Source organism: Kineosporia corallincola (assembly GCF_018499875.1).
GTDB classification, from domain to species: domain Bacteria; phylum Actinomycetota; class Actinomycetes; order Actinomycetales; family Kineosporiaceae; genus Kineosporia; species Kineosporia corallincola.
Genome location: NZ_JAHBAY010000014.1, coordinates 121356 through 145869 on the forward strand (window position 1 = coordinate 121356; position 24514 = coordinate 145869).

Genomic DNA, 24514 nt, shown 5'->3' on the forward strand with positions numbered 1-24514 from the left:
GGTTTACCGGGCCTCGGCCCGGGAACCGTCGGGCGCGACCGCGAACCAGTTGCCGTCCACACCCTGGCCGTTGAGCTGGCCCGGCGCGGTGTCCTTGGCGAACCGGTACACCGGCCAGCCGCCGATCTTCATCTGCACGCTGCCGTCCTCGCGGTACAGGCTGCCGATGTTCTTGCGCTGGAGGCCGACGTACTCCACCTTGTGCGTGGCCAGGATCGGCGGCCAGGTCACGGCGCAGGCGTCGTTGCAGGTCGACTTCGACGGGTCCGGGGTGTCGGGGTTGAACCGGTAGAGCGTGAAACCCTGTCCGTCGGCGACGTATCCGCCGATCTCGGCCGACTGCACCACCTGGAACGTGACCGTGTCGTCGCCGCTGACGTCGGTGGTGTACGACTGCACGGCGCCGGTCGGGGTGCCCACCCCGGCGGCTCCCGCGGCCGGGGTGGTGGCGGCGCCGGCGGCGGTCGCCGTCGCCGCGGAGGCGGTGGTGGCCGCGGGCGCGGTCGCCACCGGCGGCAGCGCCGGGGCCGGGTCGGGGTCGTCGGAACAGGCTGCCAGCAACAGGGTTCCGCCGGTGACCAGGACGATCGGCAGGGCGATCGGCAGGGCGATGCGCTTCATGGGTGTGAACTCCTCGTGGAACGGGACCGGATCTCGGCCCCACTCCTACGAGTCTCGCGACCCGCGCGAGATTTTCCGTGCGTCAAATGACTGAGACGATGACTGAACGGACGACGCGAGACCCACCCGGCCCGCCCGTCCGGACAGCGTGCCGGTGCCCGTGGTGTCAGCGTCCTCGGCCGTCCGGCGCAGCTTTTCGGCCACCTGGGCGGCGTCCGCGTGGTCCAGGTCGTCCAGCACCGCCAGTGCCTGTTCCCAGCACGCCCGGGCCTGCTCCGGGCGTCCCTCGTCGAGGTAGACGTCGCCGAGCCGGCTGCTGGTGCCGGCCAGGAAGTAGCGGTTGCCCAGGGTGGTGAACATCGCCAGAGCCCTCTGGTAGCAGGCGATCGCCTCGGACCGGCGGCCCAGCCGGTGCAGCGCCAGGGCCACGCTGTCCCAGGCCGCGGCCTGCCCGTGCTCGTCGCCCAGCTCCTGCTGGAGGTCGAGGGCCGCCTGCCCGTGCTCCAGCGCGGCCTGGTGGTCGCCGAGCAGCGCGCTGGTGAAACCGAGGTTGTTCAGCGCCCGGGCCCGGCCGACGGTCGAGCCCGCGGCGGTGAACAGCTCCAGCGCCTGACGGCTGTGCTCGCGCGCCTCCTGGTGCCGGTGCCGCACCCGGTTGCGGCTCTTCACCGCGCCCAGCACCAGGTGCAGGTGGGCCTGCGCGGCGCCGTCGCCGAGCTCACCGAAAAGCGCCAGGGAGCGGTCCAGTTCGCGGTAGGAGTCCTCCGGGCGGCTGAGCCGGCTGTAGACCGTGCCGATGCCGCGGTAGGTGTGGGCCAGGCCCGCCCGGTCACCGCGGCGGGCGGCCGCGTCGCGGGCCACGTGCAGGGCCGCGATCCAGTCGTGCCAGTGCCCACGGCGGTCGAAGAACTGCTGCATGGTCCAGGTGAGCTGCCAGGCCTGTTCCTCCAGGCCGTGGTCGGCGGCCTGCCGGACGGTGGCCAGCAGCACCGGGTACTCGGTGTCGAACCAGGCGTTCGCCGTGGCCGCGTCGGCCGGCCGCACCGGGCCGGCGCCCTCGGCCGGCGGCGGCAGGTCGATCGGGTGCCGGTACGGCTCGATCACCCGGTTCGCCGCGTAGCCGGTGTGCAGGTAGTGGTCGACCAGCCGGCGCCGGGCGGCCCGGCGCTGCTCCTGGCTCTCGGTCTGCTCCACCATCTCGGTGGCGTAGGTGCCGATCAGATCATGGACGACGAAACGACCCGGCACGCGCTCCGTGATCAGATGCGCCCGGGCCAGTTCCGCCAGCAGCGGCCGGGTGCGCGCGGGGGTCAGCCCGGCCAGCGCGGCGGCGGCCGCCGTGCCCAGGTCGGGGCCGAAACGCAGGGCCAGCAGCCGGAACAGGCGGGCGGCGGCCGGGCCGAGCGCCCGGTAGGAGCAGGAGAAGGCCACCCGGGCGTCGGTGGAGGGCTCGGTGTCGGAGAACGCGTCCAGGCTGCCCGCCGTCGCGCGCAGTTCCTCGGCGAGCGCGGCGAGCGAGAACGTCGGGTTGGCGGCGGCCCGGGCGGCCACGATGGCCACGGCCAGGGGCAGCCGCCCGCACCGGGTGACGATCTCGTCCACGGCCCCGGGCTCGGCCGCCACCCGCTGCGCGCCGAGGCGCTCGACCAGCACCGAGCGGGTCTCGTCGGGGTCCGGCAGGTCGAGCGCGACCGGCTGGGCCCCCTCCCGGGCGATCAGGCCGGCCAGCCGGTTGCGGCTGGTGACGATCACCAGATGACCGGCCGAGCCGGGCAGCAGCGGCCGTACCTGTTCCTCGTCGCGGGCGTTGTCGATCAGCAGCAGCATGCGGCGGCCGGTGAGCAGACTGCGGAACAGCGCGGCCTGCGCGTCCACGCCGTCCGGCACCTGCGCGGGCGGCACCTCGAGGGCGTCGAGGAAGCCCCGCACCACGCCGGCCGGGTCGAGGGGGTCGCCGCCCGGGTCGAAACCGCGCAGGTTGACGTACAACTGGCCGTCCGGGAAGCGGGCCGCCACCTGATGGGCCCAGTGCAGCGCGAAGGTGGACTTGCCGATGCCGGCCATCCCGGTGACGGCGGCGACCACCATGGTGGCGGGTGCCCCGTCGCCGGGACCGAGCATCGCCAGGGCCCGGTGCGTCTCGGCGTCCCGGCCGGTGAACCCGGGCAGCGCGGCGGGCAGGTGGGCCGGTCGCACCCGCCGGGTCGCCTCCACCGTCGGAGCGCCGGGCGGTGGCTCGGCCTGGGCCGGAGCCGGGCCCGGGGCCGGGGTGGTACCTGGTCCGGAGGCCGGGGCGGTGCCGGTGCGTACCGAGCCGGCCGGCGGCAGTTCCTGGCGCAGCACCTTGCGGTGGGCGGCGCGCAGTTCGGGGCCGGGATCGATGCCCAGCTGCCCGGCCAGCCCGGCCCGCACGCTCTCGTACCGGCTCAGGGCCTCGGCCTGCTGCCCGGCGGCGGCCAGGGCCATCACCAGCCGGGCGTGCAGCGATTCGGTCCACGGGTGGTCCACGGCGGTGCGCCGCAGGATCGGCAGCACCGGGTGCGGGTCACCGGCCTCCAGGGCGGCGTCGGCGAGGGTCTGCACCGCCGCGATCCGTTCCTCCTCCAGGGCCGTGAACAGCGGGTGCCCCAGCACCTCCGGGCCCAGCCCCGCTCCGCACGGACCCTGCCACAGGTCCAGGGCCTGGATGAACAGCGGCACCGACATCCGCGGCCGGCCCTGCCCGACGGCGGTGCGGGCCTGCTCGGTGAGCTGCCGGAACCGGCCCAGGTCAACGGCTTCCGGGGCGAGGTCGAGCCGGTAGCCGCCGGAGCTGCGCACCAGGAACCGGCCGGGGGCCCGCATCGGCAGGTCCGGTTCGAGGATGCGGCGCAGCCGGCCGATGTAGCGGTGCAGCACGTTCACGGCGGTGGCCGGCGGGCGCTCGCCCCAGAGCACGTCGATGAGCTCGCTCAGGCTGACGGTGCGGCCCTCGCGCAGCAGCAGCACGGCGAGGGCGGCGCGCTGCTGCGGCGGCCCGAGCTCCAGCTCCGTGGTGCCGTGCCACACCCGCACCGGGCCCAGCACGCAGCACCGGACCTCCGGACCGGAAGGGGAGCCGGGTTTCAACGTTCGCCTCTCATGCTGGAGCACTGCCATGGACGGACAGTGAACGGGCAGCCGGTTGCAAAAATCTTGACGCGCCGTGAACCGGAGCGTCCCGGCGGCGCGGCTGATGCCCACCCGGTGGGAGACGCGCGTCACGTCCGGCCGTCACCAGGGCGCGCCGGGTCGGTGCGGGGACGCCCGTCCTGGGTTGCATTCGTTGCTCACCAGGGGTTTTCGCCGGGAGTTCAGTGGTGGTCCGGTGCGGCCCGGTGATGCCGTGGGCCGGAGGGTGCTGCCGCGCCGGACGGCCCGGGTGATCACCCCGGTGGTGCGACGCGGCCGGCCGGGACTGCCGTTCCGTCACCGGGCGGCCGTGACACCCGGTGACGGAACGGTTCGATCCGGGCATCTCGGGTGGTCGCCGTCCGCCGGTCGCTGGATCATCGGCACGTGTCCACCAATGTTCCGCAACCCACCCCGCAACCCACCCCGCAGGTGACACCGGCGTCCCCCGAGCCCGCCTCGCAGGTGTCCCCGGGAGGGGCAGGACAGGCGCCCGCCGGCACGTCCTCCCCGACGCCCCCACCGGCGTCCCCGCCCGGAACCCCGCCGCCCACGACACCCGGCCGGCGCGACGGCGGCTGGCCCGGTGGGCGCGTGGTGGCCGCGATCGCCGGGGCGGTGCTGGCGGCCCTGCTGATCGTGCACTACACCGGTGACCGCGACGACGACCACGACGGCGCCGACACCCGTGATCGGGACGGCGCCGACCACACGCCCACCCTCGCCGCCGACGGGCTGTCGGAGGGCCGGCTGGTGATCAGCGGAGGCACCGACCGGCTCACGGTGGTCGCCTCCGACCTGGGGGCGGACCTGGTGCGGGCCGCCACGCCCGAGGCGCAGCGGGCCGTTCCCGTTCTGCGGCAGGCACAACCGGGCGAGGTGTCGGTGTCGACCGTGCAGTCCGACACCGACGGTGGCGGCGGCACCGACCTGACCGTGCGCCTGTCGCGCGACGTGCGCTGGGACATCGCGGTGGACGGCGGCACCTCGCTGCTCACCCTCGACCTGGACGAGGGCCGGGTGCGCGAGCTGGACGTGTCGCAGGGCGTGTCGACGATCCGCGCCGACCTGCCGCACCCGGACGGCCTGCTGCGCACCCGGATCGGTGGCGGAGCGGGCACGGTGCACCTGACCGTTCCCTCGGGAGTGCCTGCCCGGGCGACGTTCTCGGGCGGTGCCGGAAGCGCCGACCTGGACGGCGTGGGTCATGGTGGCCTGGCCGCCGGTACGGTGCTCACCTCGCCGGACGAGGCGGACGACCGGCCGGCGTGGGAGTCCTCGGACCGGGTCGAGGTGGCGCTGGACTCCGGCATCGGCAATCTCGACCTGGAGCACCGCGACTGAGGCCCGACGGGGGAGATAGCTCACAAGACTCACAAAAAGGACATTACCGGGTTAGCGTGTGCGCTGGCAGAAGCGTCACGTCATCGCTCCGGGAGGTCCGGTGGGCACACGCAAGGGGACGACGGCCGCCGTCATGGGCGCGCTGGTCGCCATCGGCACTCTCGCGCTGGGCGGGACCGCGAACGCGGCCGCCCAGCAGGACGTTCGGCAGGACGTTCAGCAGGGGATCACCCACGAGGAGAACCCCCGGGTCCCCGAGGGCGCGGTCTGGACCGAGGCCTACTTCCCCTCCTCCGACCGCAGCGGGGTGCAGTTGCACGCCGACGTTCTGCGCCCGGCCGGGCTCCCGGCCCGGGCGAAGACACCGGTGATCCTGGCCGTCGGCCCGTACTTCTCGCACACCGGGCAGACCGGCCCGGAGGGCTACACGCAGACCGGGCCGTCCGCCCGGTTCGCGGACTTCACCAGCGGCACCGGCCTGTTCGCCCGCGGCTACACCTACGTGATGGTCGACCTGCGCGGATTCGGCGGCAGCACGGGCTGTCTCGACTGGGTGGGCCCCGGTGAGCAGGCCGACGTGAAGGCCGCCGTGCAGTGGGCGGCCGGCCAGAGCTGGTCCACCGGCCGGGTGGGGATGTACGGCAAGTCCTACGACGCCGTCACCGGCCTGGTCGGCAACAACCTGGACCTGCCCGCCCTGAAGGCCGTGGTGGCCCAGGAACCGCTCTGGGACATGTACAACTACCTGTTCAGCAACGGCGTCCCGCGGCCCAACGTCACCGGCACCCCGAACGCCTACAACAGCATCGCCACGATGCCCACGCTGCCCGACGACACCGCCCGCTACCAGGCCAACGCCGCCTACGAGAGCACCCACCCGGAGTGCCTGGCCGACAACCTGGCGAACAACGACGAGCCCGACCCGGACTCGTCCTACTGGCGGGCCCGCGACCTGGCGGCCGACGCGGCCGGCACCGACACCCCGCTGTTCGTCACCCAGGGCTTCATCGAGAACAACACCAAGCCCGAGGACATGGAGCAGTACCTCGACAACCACCGCGGCGTGGAGCGCGGCTGGCTCGGGCAGTGGGAACACGTGCGCGGTAACGAGACCAACAGCCAGGGGCAGCTGCTCCAGGGCCGGGCGGGCTTCTTCGACGAGGTCATGCGCTTCTACGACCGCTACCTGAAGGGCACGAAACCGCAGGTGCAGGACCCGGCCTACGCCATCGAGGACAGCACCGGGCAGTGGCGCGAGCAGGCGACGTGGCCGGCCCTCTCGTCGTCCACCGTTGCCGCCCTGGAGAACGGCAGCTACCTGGACGACGGCGCGGCCACCACCCTGGCCTCGCGCGCGGCACCCGAGGGTCAGCAGTGGGACATGGAGCACGCCGAGGATCCCGCGCCGGCCGCCGCGAAGAGCCTGTCCACCCTGGAGGCCACGACCAACAGCTACCTGACCTGGTCGAAACCTGTCACCTCGGCGGTGCGGATCACCGCCACACCGCGGATCTCGCTGCGCGCCGGGGCGAGCGGCAACGTGATGGTGCGGCTGTGGGACGTCGCGCCGGACGGTACCGCGGTGATGTTCGACGAGAACGTCGCGCTGATCGAGCGGGCCGGCCAGGTGAGCTTCGACCTGAAGTCCACCGACTGGACGTTCGCCGAGGGGGACCGGCTCGCCGTCCAGATCGGCACGATCGGCAGCGGCAGCTGGTGGGACACCCCCAGCGGCAACACCGTCGCGGTGACCCGGGCCAAGCTGTCGCTGGACCTCCAGAACCCGCGCTCGGACCGGCCCACCCAGGGCGACCGCTCGCCGTACCTCGACACCTACCTGCGCCAGTACACCCGGACCGTCACCAGCATCGGTGAGGGCACCTTCCGGCTGGGCCGAGGGTGAGCGGGCTGAGCCGGGGGTGACTGTCGGGCCGCACCTCCCGGCGGAGGGGGTCCTGGGCGGTGCGGCCCGACAGATCAGGTGAACCGCCCGGGGGTGGGCGGATGGCCCAGGCTTACCGGACCGGCGGCCCCGAGTGCCATGACCGGTCCGCGGATGTTCGTTTCCGGGACGCCCGGCGCCATTCCCGTCCGTGGTTGTACAGTGACTCTCGGTTAGATCACGGGATGCGCTGGGGGCGTGGATGGCAGATTCCGCCGGGGATCCGGTGCGCACGTCGTCGGTGGTCACCGACCGGCCGGAGGTGGCCGGTCAGCTCATCGGCCAGATCTTCGCCCGCACCCGCCTGCATCTTGACGCCGCCGACCAGGACTTCCGGTTCCGGGTGGTCCGCGCGCAGGCCGGTGAGCTGGCCTGCGGCGTGCAGCAATGGGGTTTCACCGGCCGTTCGGTGTCCGAGCCGCTGAGTTCCTTCACCACCGTGCTGGTCACCGGCGGCTCGATGTGCCAGCAGCGGCCGGGCCTGTCCGACGTCCCGATCGGCCCGGGCGGGGTGTGGCGCAGCGACACCGAGCAGGCCACCCACGCCACCTGGTCGCCGCACTCCACGTTCGCCACCCTGCACCTGCCGCTGGCCGGCATCGCCGACGCGGCCGGGGCCCCGGCACAGGTGCGCTTCCTCGACAACGTGCCGGTCGACGCGACGGCCGGGCGCTACTGGGCCCAGCTGATGCGCACCGCCTACCGGGAGGCGATCGCCTCCGGGTCGTCGCTGGCCAGCCCGCTGATCCGGGCCCATCTGGTGCGCACCCTCACCACCGCGGCGCTCACGGTGTTCCCGAACACCGTGATGACCGGCGGGCACCCGCACCGGGAGGGGGCGGTCGGCCCGGCCACCCTGCGCCGGGCGGTGGCGCACATGCACGCGCACAGCGACCAGCCGCTCACCCTGACCCAGATCGCCGAGGCCGCCGGCATCAGCGCCCGCGCCCTCCAGAGTGCGTTCACCCGGCACCACGGGTGCACCCCGATGGGATACCTGCGCAGGATCCGGCTGGAGCGAGCGCACCGCGAGCTGGAGGCCGCCGACCCGGCCCACGGCGACACCGTGGCCGGCATCGCCCGGCGCTGGGGGTTCGGCAACCCGGGCCGCTTCGCCGCCGCCTATCGCCAGGCCTACGACGTGCACCCGCGCGCCACCCTGATCGGCTGAGGACTCGCGCATCTGAAAGAATCCAGGCGTGCTGGAGGAACTGGACACTTCGATACTCAACGACCGCCAGCGCCAGATTCTCGGTCTCATCCAGAAATCGGCTCTGCGGCACGGCTACTCGCCCTCCACCCGGGAGATCGCCGATGCGCTGGGCCTGCGCTCCACGTCCACCGTCAGCCGGCACCTGCGCCTGCTCGAAGAACTCGGCTTCCTGCGCCGGGGCCGCGCCACCCGCCCGGTCGACGTGCGGATGTTCCTGGCCGGCGAACCGGCGCCGCAGGCCGGTGCGGAGCCCGGCTCGATCGGTGTACCGGTGCTCGGCGACATCGCCGCCGGCACCCCGATCCCGGCGCTGGAGACCTCCGACGAGGTGCTCGCCCTGCCCCGCGACCTGGTCGGCCGGGGCACCCTGTTCGGCCTGCGGGTGCGCGGCGACTCGATGATCGACGCCGCGATCTGCGACGGCGACCTGGTGGTGGTCAAGCAGCAGCCGGACGCTTACAACGGTGACATCGTCGCCGCCATGATCGACGACGAGGCCACCGTCAAGGTGTTCCGCCGGCGCGACGGGCACGTGGTGCTGGAGCCCCGCAACCCGGCCTACCCGCAGATCGACGGCGACCACGCCGTCATCCTCGGCAAGGTGGTCACGGTGCTGCGCCGCACCTGATCCGCCGGCGGGTGACGTCAGAACGGCTCGGTGTCGGGGAACGGCCAGGCCCTGGCGTCGTCCCCGTCGTCCAGGCCCACCCGGAACGCGTTGAGTGCCCAGGCGCTCATCGAGAAGCTGCCCATGCAGCCGAGCAGGTCGATCAGCCCGCTCTGGCCGAACGCCGAGACCGCCTCGGCGAACAGCGGTTCCGGCAGGTGATGACGCACCAGCAGGGTCGTCATCACCCGGTGTGCCAGCTCGACGGCCGGATCGGTGAAGGCCGGGTCCTGGCCCGTGGCCAGCCGGTCCAGGCACTCCCGGGGCACGCCCCCGGCCACCGCGTCCTCGTAGTGCGCGTACCAGGCGAACGGCGAGCGGTGGTGACGTGCCACGACCAGCACGGTCAGTTCCCACAGGCCGGGCGGCAGGTGGGTGCGGTTGCGGCAGTAGTCGCCCAGGGGCTCCACCACCTCGGCGCAGTCCATGTTCTGCGACCAGATCCAGAACGGTGGCGGCGGGACGGTGCCCGGGCCCAGGATGCGGTCGCGCAGCGCGGAACCGCGGTCGTCGAGTTCGGTGACGTCGAGCTTGCGCATGGTTCTCCTGTCGGTGCGGATCAGACGAGGGCGTCGCGGCGGGCGACCGGGTCGACCCCGGTCACCACCACCGGAACGCGAATACTGGCGCCGGTGGCGGTGTCCCGGCGGAAGTGCTTGAGGAAGTCCCAGACCAGTGGGGCCTGCACCGCGGTCTGTACGTGCGGCAGCCCGACCCCGGTCACGAACCGCGCCACCGGCCGGCCCGCCTCGTCGAGGTAGTCGCCGAACAGCCACCGCACGTCTTCGAGCATCGTCGAGAACGTCCGGTGGAACGGCAGGCCGAAGGCCCGGGAGGTCTCGTCGTCGCCGGTCACCAGCCGCCGGGACTCCTCGAGCGTCACCGCGGTGAAGCCGGGGACGTGCACGATCTCGCGCATCCAGATGGAGAAGTTCTCCAGGTGCTCCGCGGCCTCCAGCGGGTAACGGTCACCGCCGTCCATGGTTCCGGCCACGGCGACGAACGGCAGACGGACGCCCGCGTTGCGCCGGTAGGACTCCGGGTCGCCGAACCAGCGGCCCTTGGCGAACAGGTTGCCCGCCGGGCAGGGGGCCACCGCGGCCAGCACGTCGGGGTACACGCACGCCAGCACGCCGGTGGCGTCCGACCCGGCCGAGAAACCGGTCGCGTAGATCCGCTCGCGGTCGACCGGATAGCCACGCCGCTCCAGTTCGCCCAGGATGCGCGGGAACTCGCGTTCCACGTCGTCGTTCGAGCGTCCACCGTTCCACGGGAAGACGGCGATGAGCTGCTCGCGCCCCACCAGGGCGCCGAACCCCGTCGTCTCGGCCTTGTTGATCGGGTCGCCGCCGCCGTGCGACACGTACACCAGGGGGTACAGCTGGGTGCTGTCCATCGTGGACGGCGCCAGAACGGCGTACTCACCGGGGGTTCCGGCGCCGAACACCTCCTTGTGCACGCCGCGGCGCGCCCAGTAGGCGATCACGTCGGGGTGCGTCCCGTCGTCCGGGTGCTCGCGGTAGGGCGCCTGCATCAGCTCGACGGCGCGGGCGGCCCGGGAGGTGTTCCAGGCGTCGTGGTCGAAACCCGGCAGGGCGAAGGCGAAGGCGTGGCCTCCGGCGGGCGGGCCGGTGGGCAGGTACTGAACCATGGGACAGTCCTTTCAGGCGCTGTTGCGCTCCAGTTCGATGTCTTCGAGCGATCTTCCGGTGGTGGCCGGCATGAAGAACCCGATCACCCCCATCACCGCGATCGCGGCGACCAGCACGGCCGAGATGACGGTGATGCCCGAGGCCGACAGCAGCACGGGCACCAGCAGCCCCCACAGCGAGGCGGTCACCCGGGCCGCGAAATAGGTGAAACCCTGTGCGCTGGAGCGCAGCATGGTCGGGAACAGCTCCTGCGAGAACAGCTTGTACATGCCCTCACCGGCCAGCCCGGCGCCGATGCCGAACGCCAGGGTGTTGAACACCACCGTGAACGCGCTGAACGGCAGCAGCAGGAAGGCCAGGTAGGCGGCGAGTTCCAGCACGACGCCGACGCTCCAGACGATGCGCCGGTGCCGCCCGGTGCGGTCGACGAACCGCATGAACACGAACGAGCCGATCATCGTGGAGGCGATGCTGACGGCCGAGAACATCACGCTCTGGGCCTGCGAGGCGATGCCGAGGGCACGGGTGATGTAAGGGGTGAACGTGCCCCCGGTGGAGGCCGGGATGACGAAGAGCACGAACAGCATCGCGGTCCAGACGAACGCCTTCAGGTTGGCACCGCGGAACAGCTGCGCGGCATCGGCCGAGATCCCGGACTCCACCGCCGTTCTCCAGCGCACCGACTCGGCCATGCCCTGCCGCATCGCCCAGGTGACGAGAGCGATCACCAGCAGCAGGGCGAACACGATCCGGGCCCCGGCCAGGCCCAGCGGTGACACGGCGAACGCGGTGAAGATGACCACCAGCGGCCCGATCGAGCTGGTCACCATGGTGAAACCGACCATCTTGCCGCGGATCCGGGCCGGTGCGGTCTCGCTGACCAGGGCCAGCGACGTCGGGATGTCGGCGCCCACACCGAGCCCCAGCACGGCCGCGCCGATCAGCAGCATCGCCGGGTTCTGCGAGGCGGCCACGATCAGCGCGCCGAGGGCGAACACCAGCAGGTCCCACTTGTAGATGCGCTTGCGGCCCAGCCGGTCGCCGAGCCGGCCGCCGATCAGCGCGCCGACACCGCAGCCCAGGCCCACCGGGCCGACGGCCACCAGCACGCCGAGCGTGGTGTCGGACAGACCGAAGCCGGTCTTGAACACGGCCAGGGTGGTGGCGGTCGCGCCCATGGCGCCGCCGTCGAGGAAGGAGGCCATGCTGGCCAGAATGATGACGAGCCACTGCTTTCCGGTCATCCGGTCCGGTGGGTCCTCGCCGGTGCCGGTTCTGCTGTCGCTGCCCAGGGGGAGGGGGTCGTGGATCTGCACGGGGGTGCCTCGTTTCGTCGTTGAAGCGGAGGTCCTGCGGGGGTCGTGGGGGAGAGAGATCAGCCGTTGCTCAGCCAGATGGCCTGTGCCGCGGTCAGTTCCAGGCGGGCGGCGGCCAGGGCCTGCCGCACGCGGTCGGGGGTGCCCGGGCCCACCGAGGCCCAGGTGCGGGGCCGGGCCAGCACCCAGGCCAGGGCGATCGACGAGGGGTCGGTGCCCAGCTGTGCGGCCAGCTCCCGGCAGCGCTGCCGGCGCTGCCGCGAGAGCGGCGCGTCGAACGGGCTGAGGACGCCGGTGTCCTCGTCCGGGCGGGCGAAGTAGCCACCGGCGTTCGCCGACCAGCTCAGCAGCGCCAGCCCGGCGGCGTCCACGGCGTCGAACAGCGGCCCGTCGCCCGGCAGCGTGCTGCCGTTGAACCTGGCCGGGTCGGGCACCGCGAGGCTGCGGTGGTAGCTGGCGAGCAGCTCGTGCCCGCGCTCACGCATCATCCCGGCGAGGGCCACCAGGCGCCCGGGCGGCCAGTTCGACGCTCCCACGGCACCGGCCCGGCCGGTCGAGACCAGGGCCGCGACGGTGTCGGCGATCTCCTCCACCGGGCGGGCCGGGTCGTCGTTGTGCAGGACGGCCACGCCGACGGTGTCCACACCGAGCACCTCGCGGGCCCGGTCCAGCTCGCGCCCGACCACCTCCGGCGACAGCGGCAGGTCGACGCCCCGGTCACCGTGGCCGATCTTGACCACGGTGTCGAGGGCGCCCGGCGACCGGGCCAGCCAGGCGCCGACGGCGGCCAGAGCGCGGCCGCCCAGGTAGCTGACGGCCGTCTCGACGAACCGGCCGCCGCCGGCGTGGAAGGCGTCGAGCCGCTCGCGGGTCAGCTGCTCCGGCTCCGCGCCGAAGGCGCCGCCCAGCACGATCCGGGGTGATCCCAGCACGGTGGCGGGGGACGATGGTGCGGCTTCGTTGCTCACACGAGGATGCTCCGGCCCCCGCCGGTGCCTGAGCAAACCTACTTTCACCAGGAGCGATGCAGGATCCGGAACGCTCCGGCGCGGGATGGCGAGGGATCAGGGATTCGCTGCGCCGGTGTGCGCCCGCACGAACTCCAGGAAGGTGCGCGCCGCCGGGGTCAGCGGCATCGAGCGTCTCCAGCACATCCGCACCCGGAACGTCTGCGCCGGGTGCAGGGGCACGTGCACCACGTGCGCCGCGGGCAGCTTGGCCAGGGTCCCGGCCTGGAGGATGCTGACGCCCAGGCCCTCGTGCACGAACTGCGCCACGGTGGTGCCCACGTCGGCGGAGAACAGGATGCCCGGCTCGAAGCCCGCCGCCCGGCAGATCCGCCGGATGGCCAGATCGCCCTGACTGCCGGTCCGGAACGAGATGAACGGCTCGTTCTCCAGGTCGGCCACCGCCACCTGACCGGCCCCGGCCAGCCGGTGCCCGTCCGGCAGCACCGCCTCGTAGCGGTCCTCGGCGATCACGACCTGCTCCAGGTCGGCGGCCGGTCCTGGGTCGTCGATCGTGATCATGAAGTGACACTCGCCGGCGTCGAGCTGCTCGCGCAGCTGGGCGGTGGCGTCACCGCGCTGTTCCTGCTGCACGACGATCTCCTGGTGCGCCACGCTGAACCGGGCCACCAGGTCGTTCACGTAGTAGCTGGAGGCCAGCACCACCGTCTGCCGGGTCTGCCGCAGGTCGTGGCTGACCTGCCGGCGGCAGTCCTGCCAGGTGCTCACCATCGTGCGGGCGTACGGCAGCACGGCCTCGCCGGCGGCGGTCAGCCGCACCCGCCGGGCGGTGCGCTCGAACACCTCGGCCCCCAGCTCGCGTTCCAGCGCCTGGATGTGCCGCGACAGCGACGACTCGCTGATCAGGAACCGCCCGGCGGTCTCGGCGTAGCTCAGGGTGCGGGCGAGGTCGATGAACTCGTCCAGGTGATCGATCTGCACCGAGCCTCCTTCGCCGTCGGGGGAGGCCCATCGTAGGGGCGGCCCGGCCGTCTAGTGCTTCACGTACGCCTGTTTCGGGTACCAGCCGGGCTCGCGCAGCGGGCTGTCCGGGGTGGGCCGGTCGGACACCAGGCGCCGGTTCAGGTGCTCGCCGTGCCGGCCGTGCCGGGCGTAGTGGTCGAGCAGCAGGTCGTGCCCGAGGTCGTTGTCCAGGTCGCGCCACACGGTGTGCACGTGCTGCCCGGCCGCCACCGCGTTGTCGGCCTCGACCAGCAGGTGCGCGGTGGACACCCGGTAGTAGTGGGCGGTGTCGGCGCCGGTGCCGCCGGCCCAGGCGAAGCGCAGTGTGGCGGGGTGCTCGCGCAGGACCTGCTCGCGGTACTGCGCGGTGATCTCCTCCGGGCCGGTGCCGACGTAGCGCAGCAGCAGCTCGCGCACCGCGGCGAGCTGGTCCCGGTCCAGGTCGGCGCCGCTGACCCCGGACGGCGCGGCCCGGACGAACCGCAGCCGGGCCCGGTCGTCGTCACTGATCTCGTAGCCGACGATGCCGAGATCGACGTTGTCGGAACGCTCTTCGGCTCCCACCCGGGGCACCTGGCGGGTGACGAAGTCGGCCGGGGCGACGTCGTGGATGATCGCCTGCCCGCGCAGGTCCGCCGGCAGGGAGTGCAGGAGGTCCAGGGCCGCGCGGCCGTGCTCACCCAGCGGATCGAGCACCCCGGCGGGGATCGGCATGGCGCCCATCGCCAGCGGGGTGACGGTCAGGTGGCGCTGGGCCACCACGGTGAAGCTCAGCGACAGGTGGTGCCCGATCACCCGCCAGCCCCAGGTGTCCTCGAACCCGGGACGCCCGAACACGGTGAACCAGTAGCCGTCCGGGTTGCGGAAGTCGCCACCCAGAACCCCGAAACCCCTCTCGATCTGTTCCAGTTCGCGCAGGATGTTCTCGGTGGCCATCACCGCCAGTGCCTGGCTGTAGCCGCGCACGCTCAGCCCGGAGGCGAGCAGCGTGTGCGCGAGCGTGCGCTGATGGCCCACCAGCTGGGTCACCGGGACGCCCGTCCGGTCGGGTTTGGGGATGAAGTCCCAGTCCTCGCGCCGCGGGTCGCTCATCTCCGGGATGTGCATGCGGGAGCGCAGTTCCGGGCTCAGCGAGTCGAGCAGGGCCCAGGTGGCGAACAGCATGCGCTTGATGGTGCGCGGGGCCTCGTAGGTCATCACCGGTAGCTCGGGCACGGTCTTCCTCCGTCGGGTCAGGTCGGGTCGGGTCGGGGCCGGTCAGCCGGCGCCGGGGTGGATCACGGCGAACAGGTCGCAGTGCACCAGCGCGGGAGGCTCCAGCCGGGCGGCGACGGCCTGCCGGGCCGGGCGGTCGGCCGGGTCGGGGAACATCGCCAGCCACTCCCGGTTCAGCGCCGCGCGGTCGCCCGGGTCGGCCAGGTGGAAGGTCATCTTGAGGATGTCGCCGGGGTCCGCCCCGGCCGCCGCCAGCAGCGCCCGCACGTGCGTGAACACGTTGGCGCACTGCTGGTCCAGGCCGGGCGGCATCTGCCGGGTGACCGGGTCGCGGCCGGTGATCGCGCCGGAGGCGAGGAACGGGCCGATCCGGCTGGCCACGGGGATCGGGTTGCTGTGCCCGAACGTCTCCAGCTCGACGCTGACCCGCCGGGAGTCCACTCAGTCCTCCGCCACGACGCGGTTCTCCAGGGCGCCCAGCTGCTCGATCTCGGCCCGCACCAGGTCGCCGGGCCGCAGGAAGTTCCCGGTCGGCGCACCGATGCCGGAGGGCGTCCCGGTGGCCAGCACGTCACCCGGCATCAGCGTGAACACCTGGGACAGATAGGCGATCTGCTCGTAGATGTCGTAGATCATGTCGCTGGTCGGCCAGTCCTGGCGCACCTCGCCGTTCACGGTGAGCCGCATCCGCAGGGCCAGCGGGTCGTCGATCTCGTCGTCGGTGGTCAGCCAGGGACCGATCGGGCCGTGGGTGTCGAACGACTTGCCCAGGGTGAAGGTGGGGGAGCGCTTCATCAGCCAGTCGCGCACCGAGAAGTCGTTCGCCACCAGGTACCCGGCGATCACCGAGCGGGCCGCGGTGGCCGGGACGTTCTTGCAGCGGCGCCCGATCACCACGCCGAGCTCGATCTCGTAGTCGAGTTCGTCGGACAGGCCGGGTTTCACCACGTCGTCGCGCGGCCCGCCGATGCAGGAGACCTGCTTGTTGAACCAGAGCTGGCTGGTGGGCACGGGAATGCCGGCCTGCCGGGCCTCCTCGGCGTGCTCGCGGTAGTTCATGCCGATGCCCAGGTACTTCTGCGGGTCGTCCACCGGGGCCAGCAGCGTCACCTCGGCCAGCGGGTACGAAGGCCCGGTGACCGCGCCGATCCGCTCGGTCAGCGAGGGCAGCTCGGGCAGGATCGCCCGCAGCGACGTGCCGACATCCCCGGAGACGTCGGTGACGGAGACGTCGGTGCCGCCAGCAGCACCGTCCACGCGCCCGAGCCGGGCCGGGCCGTCACCGATCCGGAAACGCGCGATCCTCATGCCTTCTCGCCCCTCTGCCGGATCGACGTGCCGGCCAGGCCGGCCTTCTCCGCCTCGGTCGGCGGGAAGGCGAGCTCCCCGTCGGTGGTCATCTGGAAGCTGACGAACCGCCAGGCCCCGTCGTCGCACAGGCGCAGCACCTGGATGGCCGGGCCCGCCAGCACCCGTTCACCGCCGTCCGGGCCGGCCAGCCGGTTGGTGATCCGGCCGGTCACGATCGCCACGTCGCCGATCAGGCGGATGGTCAGCTCGCCGCGGGTGATCTCACGGTAGGCCCGGCGGATCGCCACGTGCTCGAGCAGCTGGGCCTTGTCATGGGTCAGGCCGGGGGCGTGGGTGTGCACGAGCGAGTCGTCGTACAGGTCCTCCAGCGTGGCCAGGTCGCCGGCGATCAGGGCCTCGCAGCGGCGCTTCTCGACCTGGAGGATGGCGTCCCGGGTGGCGCCGACGGCGACGGTGACGGGGGAGCGGCTCATCGTCGTCCCACATTCGCCGTGCGGAAACCGGTCGCCTCGCCGGCCTCGTGGCCGGGGCGGGGCTGGCCGACCATCGAGTGGTACTTGCTGAAGATGGCGTCGGCCTCGGCCAGCGGCAGCACCTGCTCGATGTCGGTGAACATCTCGCCGCCGGTGCGGTCCTCGACCATCCGGCGGATCACCTCGTAACCCTCGCCGCGGTGCGCCATCACCATGCCGTTCACCGCCTTCAGCCGCTGCTCCTGGAAGGCCCGCAGCGCCGCGTCCACGTCGCCGCCGGCAGCGAGGTGGTGGGCCAGGGCGCCGCCGTCGACGATCGCCTGGCAGGCGCCGTTGCCGCCGCGCGGGTACATGGCGTGGGCGGCGTCGCCGATCAGGACCATCCGCCCGTCGATCCAGTTGTCCAGCGGCTCGTGCCGGATCAGCGGGAACAGGTACACCTCACGGGCGTCGCGCAGCATCTGCCGCACGTCCAGGTGCACGATCTCGCACTGCTCGTAGTAGGGCAGGATCTCCTCGACGGTGCCGCGCTGGTTCCAGTCCTCGACCGTCTCGTCGCGCATCGCCTCGACCACCCAGTTCACCAGAACCTTTCCGGTGCCCTCGAAGTCGTTCGCGATCGGGTACACGATCATGCTGGAGCTCTGCGGGGCGCCGATGTGCAGGATGGTGCCGCCGCTGCCGAACGGCTCCATCAGGGTGGTGCCGCGCCACATCGTGATCCCGGAGTAGACCGGTTCGGAGTGTTCCGGGTGCATCTGCTGCCGGACGGCCGACTTGATGCCGTCCGCGGCGATCGCCAGGTCGGCGGTCACGTCGGGAGCACCGTCGAGGTGCAGCGTCACCCGGTCGTCGTGGTTGGTGTAACCGGTGCAGCGCACCCCGCTGACCACGGCGTCCTCGCCCAGCCGTTCGAGAACCGTTCGGTAGAGCAGCATCTGGAGGTAGCCGCGGTGCACGAAGCGCTGCTCGTGCAGGTAGCCCATGTGCACGCCGCACAGCTCGGCGTAGATCTCCTGGCCGTACTTGTTGTAGAAGATCGACTCGCGGGCGTCCACGGAGATCGCCCGGAACTCCTCCAGCAGGCCCAGCTCTTCGATTTCCCTGCTGCCGTAGACCTTCACGTCGATGCCCACGCCGAGGGGCCGCAGTTCCGGCACGGTCTCGTAGATTCGAGGGCGGAAACCCTTCTGGTGCAGACGGAGTGCGGCGGTCAGGCCGGCCGGTCCGGCGCCGATGATCGCGATGTCGAGGGGGGTGGTGGTCATCAGTGTCCTTCCCCGGGCGCCGGAGGCGCTGGTCGGGCGCGGAGTCGCGACGCACCGGGTAGCGACGTCGCCACGATCGACCGTAGAGGAAATCATTTACGATTTCAAACATGAAATCTCTTGCGATAGGGCCGGACGGCCCTTAGCTTCGTATCAGATTTCGTACACGATCCGGCTGCGGCCGGGGCGCGAACCGATTCAATGACGAGAAGGATTCAGCCATGACCGTGGTCGACATCAACATCCATCACCTGCCCGAGGACCTGTTCTCGAACCCGGCGATCCTCAACGGTTTTCTGGACAGCGCGCCGCGCGGCTTCGGGGAGATCGCCCGGATCGCCGAGCTGGACGACGGCCGCAAGCAGCTCATTCTGGAGAAGCCCGCCGGTTACCAGAACCTGAACTACGTCGAGGGCGACTACAGCGCCGAGGCCAAGCTCAAGGCGATGGACGAGGCGGGCGTCGACTACGGCGTGATGCGGGTACCGGTCTGGCAGGAGTGGCTGGGCCTGGAGACCTGCCGGGCGGTCAACGACAACGCCGCGCAGATCGTGGAGCGTTCGGAGGGGCGGCTGTTCTCCACCGCCTGCGTGCCGCCGTGGGGCGGCAAGGAGAACATCTACGAGCTCGAGCGCTGCGTGAAGGAGCTCGGGGCGGTCGGTGTGCAGCTGGCCTGCCACTACGGGCAGCTCTACCTCGACGACCCGGTGTTCGAGCCCTACCTGAAGGTGATCGAGAAGCTCGACGTGCCGGTCATCGTGCACCACACGCCGCTGCCGGTGGAGTGGCGGTCGGTGATCGACTACACCAACCTGCGGCGCGAGTTCGGCCGGATCACCGACCAGGCCACCGCCGTGGGCCGCGAGCTGTTCAGCGGCATGTTCGACCGGATGCCCGGCCTGCGGTTCGTCCACACCATGCTGGGCGGCAACTGGTTCGCCAACGCCGCCCTGCTCACCCCGCACGCCTCCACCAAGAAGGAGGCCATCACCCGGCTGGACCCGACCGGCGGCGAGAAGATCCGCGGCTACCTGGAGAACAACGTCTTCTTCGACCTGACCCACCCGCACTCCTGGGGCAAGGACCAGGTGGAGTGCGCGATCAAGGTCAGCGGTGCCGACCACTACATGTTCGGCTCGTCGTTCCCGGTGTTCTACGGCTGGATGAGCCAGGGTGTCGACTTCGTCCGGAACACCCTCGAGATCACCGACGAGGAGCGCGAACTCGTGCTGTCGGGCAACGCCAAGCGGCTGTTCAACCTGCCGATCTGATGACCGGCCGCAACGACCAGGACATCGACGGATTCTTCTCCACGGCCCGGGTGGCCGGCCGGGACCAGGCCGTCGAGCTGCCCGACACCGACTACACCGCCTTTCTCCTCGATCACGACGACCCGAAACTCGCTGATGTGCGCGGGATGTCGTACGAGGAGTTCACCGCCGACCGCTATCGCGCACCGTTCCTGCGGGACCTGCTCGCCGTCTGGCGCGGGCTGTACGACGAGCCGTTCCGGGGCATCACCTCCGACGGCTTGGTGCGGGAGAACCTCTACGCACCAGCGGATCTGGAACCCGACCCGGAACCGTACCGGGCCGCGGAACGCCTGCTGGCCACGCTCACCCCGGCGGAACGCCAGGCCGTGAGCCACTCGCTGGACGACCCGCTCTGGAGAGCCTGGAGCAACCCGGAGTTCGTGGTGCACCGGGTGGGCCTGCGCCTGGAGAACCTGACCCCCGCGAAGTCCTCCGCGATCCTCGGGGTGCTCCGGGCGTCCCTGAGCCCTGAGGGATACGATCGCGTCACCGCGGCCATGGAGCTCAACGGGGTTCTCGGCCGGCTGGTCGATCTGCCGGCCGTGATGAACGAGCGCAGCTACTGGTTCTCGCTCTTCGGGTCGCCGGACCCGGCGAACCCCTGGGGCTGGCAGCTGTTCGGGCACCACGTGGCGGTCAGCTTCGTCGCGGTGGGCGGTCGCCAGGTGATCGCGCCGGTGTTCCTCGGCGCCGAGCCGGACGGCGCGCCCGGCAGCCCGCCGCTGTTCGCGCACCGGGAGCGCCTCGCCCTGCGTCTGGCGGGCTCGCTCGACACCGCCCAGCGGGCCCAGGCGGTGGTCTACGAGTCCGTGCTCGACCCGAAAATGCCGGAGGGACGCCTGCATCCGGCGGACGAGCGGCACGTCGCCGGAGCCTTCCGCGACAACCGGGTGGTGCCCTACGAGGGCCTGGAGGTCTCGCGTCTGGACCCGGGCCGGCAGGCGCTGCTGCGGGAGATCGTCGAGGACTTCCTGCTGCTGCTCAAGCCGCCGCAGCGGGCCGTGACGCTCGCCGAGTACGACGCGCACCTGGGGGAGACCTGGCTGGCGTGGTACGGCGCCACGGACGGATCGCAACCCTTCTACCTGCGGGTGCACAGCCCGGTGATCCTGGCCGAGCTCGACCACCATGCCGGGGTGTGGCTCGGCAACCGGCTGCCGGCCCGGTTCCACGTGCACACCACGCTGCGTCACCCCAACGGCAACGACTACGGGCGGGCCCTGCTCGGCCGGGCGCGGTTCAGTGGCTGAGCCCCGCCTCGTACCGGGTGACGGCCTCGACGGTGCGCAGCTCGTGCCGGCGGGCCTCGGTCTCGATGGCGTCGGCCGGGGCGCCGGACTCGATCAGGCCGAGCAGCGCGTCGTGCTCGGCCAGCGAGGCCTCCGCCCGGCCCGGCGCGTACCAGAACGCGGACTTGCGGATCACCTCCAGCCGGGCCCACTCGGCCCGCACCATCGCGACCAGCCGCTCGTCACCGGCCCGGGAGGCCAGCAGCTCGTGGAACTCCCGGTTCAGGCGGCCGAACCGGGCCGGGTCGAAACCGGCCAGGGCCTGGGCCATCTGCTGGTTCAGCGTGCGCGCGTCGGCCAGGTCGGTGGCGGTCAGGTGCGGGGCCGACAGGGCGGTGGCGTAACCGCCGATCCGGGCCAGCAGACTCAGGCCCTGCTGCCAGGCGTTCGTGTCGAAGGTGCGCACCAGGGCCCCGACGTTCGGCACCATCTCCACCCAGCCCTCGGCCTCCAGGCGCCGCAGCGACTCGCGCCAGGGGCCGGCGCTGATCTCGTGCTCGCGCACGAGCTGATCGATGACCAGGCGGTGACCGGGCCCGTAGGTGCCGTCCATGATCCGCTCCTTGAGGACCTGGAACGCCTGCTCGGCCTTGGTGGACATGGCCCGAATCCTACTGAGAGGACGTCGTGACCCCCGAACTGCGGCAGAAGCTGCTGCGCACCCCCGTCGCCGCGTTGTCGGCACAGCTGCGCAGGCAGGGCCTGAACGACGTGGCGATCGACGGGCTGCGCCAGCTGGTGCCCGGCACCAAGATCGTCGGCACGGCCCGCACCCTGCGGTTCGTGCCGCACCGCGAGGACCTGTTCACCGCCCACGGCGGCGGGTACAACGCACAGAAGCGCCTGTTCGACACGGTCGGGCGGGGCGAGGTGATCGTCGTGGAGGCCCGCGGTGAGCCGGGGGCGGCGACCCTGGGCGACGTCCTGGCCCTGCGCGCCCAGGTGCGCGGGGCGTCCGGGATCGTCACCGACGGCGGCGTGCGCGACGCCGCGGCGGTGGCCGCGACCGGCCTGCCGGTGCACTGTCTGGGCACCCACCCGGCGGTGCTCGGGCGCCGGCACGTGCCCTGGGACACCGACCTCACGATCGCCTGCGGCGGCGCCACCGTCCAGCCCGGTGACGTGATCGTCGGCGACGCCGACGGGATCGTCGTCGTCCCGCCGGCCCTGGCGGCCGGGATCGTGGACGCGGCGCTCGCCCAGGAGGACGAGGACGCCTGGATCGCCGCACGGGTGGGCGAGGGACATCCGGTGCACGGCCTGTTCCCGATGGACGCCACCTGGCGGGCCCGGTTCGAGGCCCGGTCCGAGGCCCGTGACGGGGCCCGTGACGAGGACAGGCCGTGACCGTCTCCGCCGGGGATCTCAGCAAGTCGCAGACCGCCTACCTGTGGCTGCGTGAGCGGATCGCGACCGGCGCGTTCGGGCCCGGGTACCGGCTGGTGCTCAGCTCCCTGGCGGCCGAGCTCTCGATGAGCGTCGTCCCCGTGCGCGAGGCCGTACGGGCCCTGACCGCCGAGGGACTCGTCTCGTTCGAGCGAAACGTCGGCGCCCGCGTCGCCCTGCTCGACGACGCCCAGTACCGGTTCGCCCTCCAGACGATCAGCGTCGTCGAGGGCGCGGCCACCGCCCTGGCCGCGCCGCTGCTGACACCGGCCGACCTGGCCCGCGCCCGGGAGCTGAACGACATGGTGCGCCAGGGCCTTCCGGACCTCGACCCGCGGGTGTTCCGCACGGTGAACCAGGAACTGCACCGCACCCTGTACGCGCCCTGCCCCAATCCCCGGCTGCTGGAGGTCGTCGCGTCCGAGTGGGCCCGCCTGGGACACCTGCGCGACTCCGCCTCCGGCATCGTGCCCGGCCGTGCGTCGGCCACGGTGGCCGAGCACGACGACCTCATCGACCTGATCGAGAACGGTGCCACGGCCACCCGGATCGAGGCCGCCGTGCGCCGGCACCGCACCGGCTCGCTCCCCGCCGACCTGGCGGTCCGTCACCCCGAGGCCGGTCCGTGCGACCCGCCCCTACCCGCAGGAGCGTGAATGCTGTCCGACGACACCCTCGATGCGCTCGCGCGGGAACTGGCTCAGGCCCACGAGACCCGCACCACCGTACCCAGGATCACCGAGCGCCATCCGGAAGCCACGGTGGAGGACGCGTACGCGATCCAGCGCCGGTGGCGAAAAAGGCGTATGGACGACGGACGTCGCCTGACCGGCCGCAAGATCGGGCTGACCTCCCGGGCCATGCAGGAGGCCACCGGCATCACCGAACCCGACTACGGCGTCATTCTCGACGACACCGTGTGGGACAACGGTTCCGTCATCCCGTTCGACGCCTTCTCCAACGTGCGCGTGGAGGTGGAACTGGCGTTCCTGCTCGGCGCCCCGTTGGAGGGCCCGCACTGCACCCTGCCCGACGTGCTGGCCGCCACCCGCTACGTGGTGCCCGCCCTGGAGATCCTCAACTCCCACATCGAACTCGCCGGACGGACGATCGTGGACACCATCGCCGACAACGCCGCCTACGGCGGCATCGTCACCGGCGGCAACCCCACCCGCCCGGAAGACACTGACCTGCGGTGGGTCTCGGCCCTGCTCTACCGCAACCAGACGATCGAGGACAGCGGCGTGGCCGCGGCCGTGCTGAACCACCCGGCGGCCGGGGTGGCCTGGCTGGCGAACAAGCTGCACCGGCACGGCGACCGGCTGGAGGCCGGCGAACTCGTCCTGGCCGGGTCGTTCACCCGGCCGATGTGGATCTCGCGCGGCGACAGCGTGCTGTGCGACTACGGCCCGATGGGAACGATCACATGCCGTTTCGCCTGAACCCGGTGCCCGGCCCGACCCTGCGGGAGACGCTCGCCGCCGCGGACCGGCCGCTGGCCGGGATGTGGGTGTGCAGCGGCAGCCCGCTGGTGGCCGAGATCTGCGCCGGCGGCGGCCTGGACTGGCTGCTCATCGACATGGAACACGCACCCAACGGCCTGGAGTCGGTGCTCGCCCAGGTGCAGGCCGTCGCCGCCTACCCGGTCACCCCGGTGGTGCGCGTCCCCTCCGCCGACCCGGTCGTCATCAAGCAGGTGCTCGACCTGGGGGCCCGCACGATCCTGGTGCCGATGGTCGGCTCGGAGCCCGAGGCACAGGCCGTGGTACAGGCCGCGCACTATCCGCCCCGGGGCCGGCGCGGCGTCGGCTCCGCCCTGGCCCGCTCGGCCCGCTGGAACCGGATCGGCGACTACCTCACCGCCGCCGCGGACCACGTGTCGGTGCTGGTGCAGATCGAGACCCTCGACGCCGTCGGCGACGCCGCCGCGATCGCGGCCGTCGACGGCGTGGACGGGGTGTTCGCCGGTCCCTCCGACCTGGCCGCGTCGATGGGCCTGATCGGGCAGCAGACCCATCCGGACGTCGTCGCCGCCGTGCGGCGCGTCTTCGCCGGGGCGAAGGAGGCCGGAAAACCCTTCGGGGTGAACGCCTTCGACCCGGCCGTGGCCGACGCCTATCTGGCCGACGGCGCCTCGTTCGTGCTGGTCGGCGCCGACGTCGCCCTGCTCGCCCGGGGCGCCGAGGCGCTCGCGGGCCGTTTCCTGCCCGGCGGCGTCACCACCCGCCCGGGCTACTGACCGCATCACCCCCGGCAGCCGCCGGGACGTGCATGCATTGATTTCGGTGACTGCGCCGCCGCGGTGTGGACGACCGTGCCCCGGTCGGCGACCGTTGCCGCATCACGACGCCACGTCAATGAAGACCGTTGCGATCCAGGAGGTA

22 protein-coding genes and 1 pseudogene are annotated in these 24514 nt (G+C 72.2%); 10 read left to right on the forward strand and 13 right to left on the reverse strand.

The genetic code is table 11. The features are described 5' to 3' along the window. Nucleotides 1–3: 3 nt before the first annotated feature. Nucleotides 4–621 carry a COG4315 family predicted lipoprotein gene (locus KIH74_RS28345; protein WP_214159428.1) on the reverse strand — a complete coding sequence of 206 codons (618 nt, stop codon included), beginning with the start codon at nucleotides 619–621 and terminating at the stop codon, nucleotides 4–6. Between the two features lie 45 nt (nucleotides 622–666). Beyond that, nucleotides 667–3687 (reverse strand): AfsR/SARP family transcriptional regulator, encoded by a 3021-nt coding sequence (locus KIH74_RS28350; protein WP_214159429.1) that lies wholly within the window; start codon nucleotides 3685–3687, stop codon nucleotides 667–669. A gap of 471 nt (nucleotides 3688–4158) precedes the next feature. Here KIH74_RS28350 and KIH74_RS28355 point away from each other — a divergent pair, with 471 nt between their 5' ends. The 4 genes from KIH74_RS28355 to lexA all read left to right on the forward strand — a co-directional run bounded on the left by KIH74_RS28355 (nucleotide 4159) and on the right by lexA (nucleotide 8898). Further along, nucleotides 4159–5115, forward strand: coding sequence for a toast rack family protein (locus tag KIH74_RS28355; RefSeq protein ID WP_214159430.1), 957 nt, complete (start codon nucleotides 4159–4161; stop codon nucleotides 5113–5115). Between the two features lie 133 nt (nucleotides 5116–5248). Beyond that, nucleotides 5249–7018, forward strand: a complete 1770-nt coding sequence (locus tag KIH74_RS28360; RefSeq protein WP_246573303.1) for a CocE/NonD family hydrolase — start codon at nucleotides 5249–5251, stop codon at nucleotides 7016–7018. Nucleotides 7019–7259: 241 nt separating this feature from the next. Then, nucleotides 7260–8228, forward strand: a complete 969-nt coding sequence (locus tag KIH74_RS28365) for an AraC family transcriptional regulator (protein WP_214159432.1) — start codon at nucleotides 7260–7262, stop codon at nucleotides 8226–8228. 28 nt (nucleotides 8229–8256) lie between these two features. Further along, on the forward strand, nucleotides 8257–8898 hold the full coding sequence (lexA, locus tag KIH74_RS28370) for a transcriptional repressor LexA (protein WP_308114025.1): 642 nt from the start codon (nucleotides 8257–8259) through the stop codon (nucleotides 8896–8898). 17 nt (nucleotides 8899–8915) lie between these two features. On the opposite strand, the gene KIH74_RS28375 is transcribed toward lexA, so the two are convergent. The 10 genes from KIH74_RS28375 to KIH74_RS28420 all read right to left on the reverse strand — a co-directional run bounded on the left by KIH74_RS28375 (nucleotide 8916) and on the right by KIH74_RS28420 (nucleotide 18142). Then, the gene (locus KIH74_RS28375) at nucleotides 8916–9476 is read right to left on the reverse strand and encodes a carboxymuconolactone decarboxylase family protein (RefSeq protein ID WP_214159433.1); all 561 of its coding nucleotides are present in this window, start codon (nucleotides 9474–9476) and stop codon (nucleotides 8916–8918) included. Nucleotides 9477–9496: 20 nt separating this feature from the next. Continuing rightward, nucleotides 9497–10588: an alpha/beta hydrolase family protein gene (locus tag KIH74_RS28380; protein WP_214159434.1), complete on the reverse strand. Its 1092-nt coding sequence runs from the start codon at nucleotides 10586–10588 to the stop codon at nucleotides 9497–9499. 12 nt (nucleotides 10589–10600) lie between these two features. Continuing rightward, on the reverse strand, nucleotides 10601–11905 hold the full coding sequence (locus KIH74_RS28385; protein ID WP_214159435.1) for an MFS transporter: 1305 nt from the start codon (nucleotides 11903–11905) through the stop codon (nucleotides 10601–10603). 59 nt (nucleotides 11906–11964) lie between these two features. Then, the gene (locus tag KIH74_RS28390) at nucleotides 11965–12873 is read right to left on the reverse strand and encodes an aldo/keto reductase (protein ID WP_214159436.1); all 909 of its coding nucleotides are present in this window, start codon (nucleotides 12871–12873) and stop codon (nucleotides 11965–11967) included. A 96-nt stretch (nucleotides 12874–12969) separates the two neighbouring features. Next, a complete protein-coding gene (locus KIH74_RS28395; RefSeq protein WP_214159437.1) occupies nucleotides 12970–13854 on the reverse strand; it encodes a LysR family transcriptional regulator in 885 nt (294 codons plus the stop codon). Between the two features lie 51 nt (nucleotides 13855–13905). Further along, complete coding sequence (locus tag KIH74_RS28400; protein ID WP_214159438.1) at nucleotides 13906–15090, reverse strand: DUF3500 domain-containing protein; 1185 nt, start codon at nucleotides 15088–15090, stop codon at nucleotides 13906–13908. Nucleotides 15091–15132: 42 nt separating this feature from the next. After that, a complete protein-coding gene (locus KIH74_RS28405) occupies nucleotides 15133–15531 on the reverse strand; it encodes a RidA family protein (protein WP_214159439.1) in 399 nt (132 codons plus the stop codon). Next, complete coding sequence (locus KIH74_RS28410; RefSeq protein ID WP_214159440.1) at nucleotides 15532–16398, reverse strand: fumarylacetoacetate hydrolase family protein; 867 nt, start codon at nucleotides 16396–16398, stop codon at nucleotides 15532–15534. It lies immediately after the preceding gene. After that, on the reverse strand, nucleotides 16395–16874 hold the full coding sequence (locus tag KIH74_RS28415) for a nuclear transport factor 2 family protein (protein ID WP_214159441.1): 480 nt from the start codon (nucleotides 16872–16874) through the stop codon (nucleotides 16395–16397). The genes KIH74_RS28410 and KIH74_RS28415 overlap by 4 nt, the downstream gene beginning before the upstream one ends. After that, nucleotides 16871–18142 carry an FAD-dependent monooxygenase gene (locus tag KIH74_RS28420; RefSeq protein WP_214159442.1) on the reverse strand — a complete coding sequence of 424 codons (1272 nt, stop codon included), beginning with the start codon at nucleotides 18140–18142 and terminating at the stop codon, nucleotides 16871–16873. Before KIH74_RS28420 ends, KIH74_RS28415 begins: the two co-directional genes overlap by 4 nt. Before the next feature lie 221 nt (nucleotides 18143–18363). On the opposite strand from KIH74_RS28420, the gene KIH74_RS28425 reads away from it, so the two are divergent. Next, nucleotides 18364–19413, forward strand: coding sequence for an amidohydrolase family protein (locus tag KIH74_RS28425; protein WP_214159443.1), 1050 nt, complete (start codon nucleotides 18364–18366; stop codon nucleotides 19411–19413). Then, nucleotides 19413–20705: a DUF3500 domain-containing protein gene (locus KIH74_RS28430; RefSeq protein ID WP_214159444.1), complete on the forward strand. Its 1293-nt coding sequence runs from the start codon at nucleotides 19413–19415 to the stop codon at nucleotides 20703–20705. Before KIH74_RS28425 ends, KIH74_RS28430 begins: the two co-directional genes overlap by 1 nt. On the opposite strand, the gene KIH74_RS28435 is transcribed toward KIH74_RS28430, so the two are convergent. Next, on the reverse strand, nucleotides 20695–21345 hold the full coding sequence (locus KIH74_RS28435) for a GntR family transcriptional regulator (RefSeq protein ID WP_214159445.1): 651 nt from the start codon (nucleotides 21343–21345) through the stop codon (nucleotides 20695–20697). The genes KIH74_RS28430 and KIH74_RS28435 overlap by 11 nt on opposite strands. Before the next feature lie 26 nt (nucleotides 21346–21371). Here KIH74_RS28435 and KIH74_RS28440 point away from each other — a divergent pair. The 4 genes and pseudogenes from KIH74_RS28440 to KIH74_RS28455 all read left to right on the forward strand — a co-directional run. Beyond that, nucleotides 21372–22091: pseudogene (locus KIH74_RS28440) on the forward strand (RraA family protein); the annotation flags it as partial. After that, entirely contained in the window at nucleotides 22088–22786 is a 699-nt protein-coding gene (locus tag KIH74_RS28445) for a GntR family transcriptional regulator (RefSeq protein ID WP_214159447.1), read from the forward strand. The pseudogene KIH74_RS28440 and the gene KIH74_RS28445, both read left to right, overlap by 4 nt. Continuing rightward, nucleotides 22787–23572 carry a 2-oxo-hept-4-ene-1,7-dioate hydratase gene (hpaH, locus tag KIH74_RS28450; RefSeq protein WP_214159448.1) on the forward strand — a complete coding sequence of 262 codons (786 nt, stop codon included), beginning with the start codon at nucleotides 22787–22789 and terminating at the stop codon, nucleotides 23570–23572. It begins immediately after the preceding gene. Beyond that, on the forward strand, nucleotides 23557–24369 hold the full coding sequence (locus KIH74_RS28455) for an HpcH/HpaI aldolase family protein (protein ID WP_214159449.1): 813 nt from the start codon (nucleotides 23557–23559) through the stop codon (nucleotides 24367–24369). The genes hpaH and KIH74_RS28455 overlap by 16 nt, the downstream gene beginning before the upstream one ends. Nucleotides 24370–24514 lie beyond the last annotated feature (145 nt).

Excerpts from the sequence above, each read along its gene's own strand:
- KIH74_RS28435 (WP_214159445.1), bottom strand. The coding sequence starts at position 21,345 with ATGTCCACCAAGGCCGAGCAGGCGTTCCAGGTCCTCAAGGAGCGGATC.
- KIH74_RS28345 (WP_214159428.1), bottom strand. The coding sequence starts at position 621 with ATGAAGCGCATCGCCCTGCCGATCGCCCTGCCGATCGTCCTGGTCACC.
- KIH74_RS28410 (WP_214159440.1), bottom strand. The coding sequence starts at position 16,398 with ATGAGGATCGCGCGTTTCCGGATCGGTGACGGCCCGGCCCGGCTCGGG.
- KIH74_RS28360 (WP_246573303.1), top strand. The coding sequence starts at position 5,249 with ATGGGCGCGCTGGTCGCCATCGGCACTCTCGCGCTGGGCGGGACCGCG.
- KIH74_RS28380 (WP_214159434.1), bottom strand. The coding sequence starts at position 10,588 with ATGGTTCAGTACCTGCCCACCGGCCCGCCCGCCGGAGGCCACGCCTTC.
- KIH74_RS28430 (WP_214159444.1), top strand. The coding sequence starts at position 19,413 with ATGACCGGCCGCAACGACCAGGACATCGACGGATTCTTCTCCACGGCC.
- KIH74_RS28375 (WP_214159433.1), bottom strand. The coding sequence starts at position 9,476 with ATGCGCAAGCTCGACGTCACCGAACTCGACGACCGCGGTTCCGCGCTG.
- KIH74_RS28415 (WP_214159441.1), bottom strand. The coding sequence starts at position 16,874 with ATGAGCCGCTCCCCCGTCACCGTCGCCGTCGGCGCCACCCGGGACGCC.
- KIH74_RS28425 (WP_214159443.1), top strand. The coding sequence starts at position 18,364 with ATGACCGTGGTCGACATCAACATCCATCACCTGCCCGAGGACCTGTTC.
- KIH74_RS28455 (WP_214159449.1), top strand. The coding sequence starts at position 23,557 with ATGCCGTTTCGCCTGAACCCGGTGCCCGGCCCGACCCTGCGGGAGACG.
- KIH74_RS28365 (WP_214159432.1), top strand. The coding sequence starts at position 7,260 with ATGGCAGATTCCGCCGGGGATCCGGTGCGCACGTCGTCGGTGGTCACC.
- KIH74_RS28420 (WP_214159442.1), bottom strand. The coding sequence starts at position 18,142 with ATGACCACCACCCCCCTCGACATCGCGATCATCGGCGCCGGACCGGCC.
- hpaH (WP_214159448.1), top strand. The coding sequence starts at position 22,787 with ATGCTGTCCGACGACACCCTCGATGCGCTCGCGCGGGAACTGGCTCAG.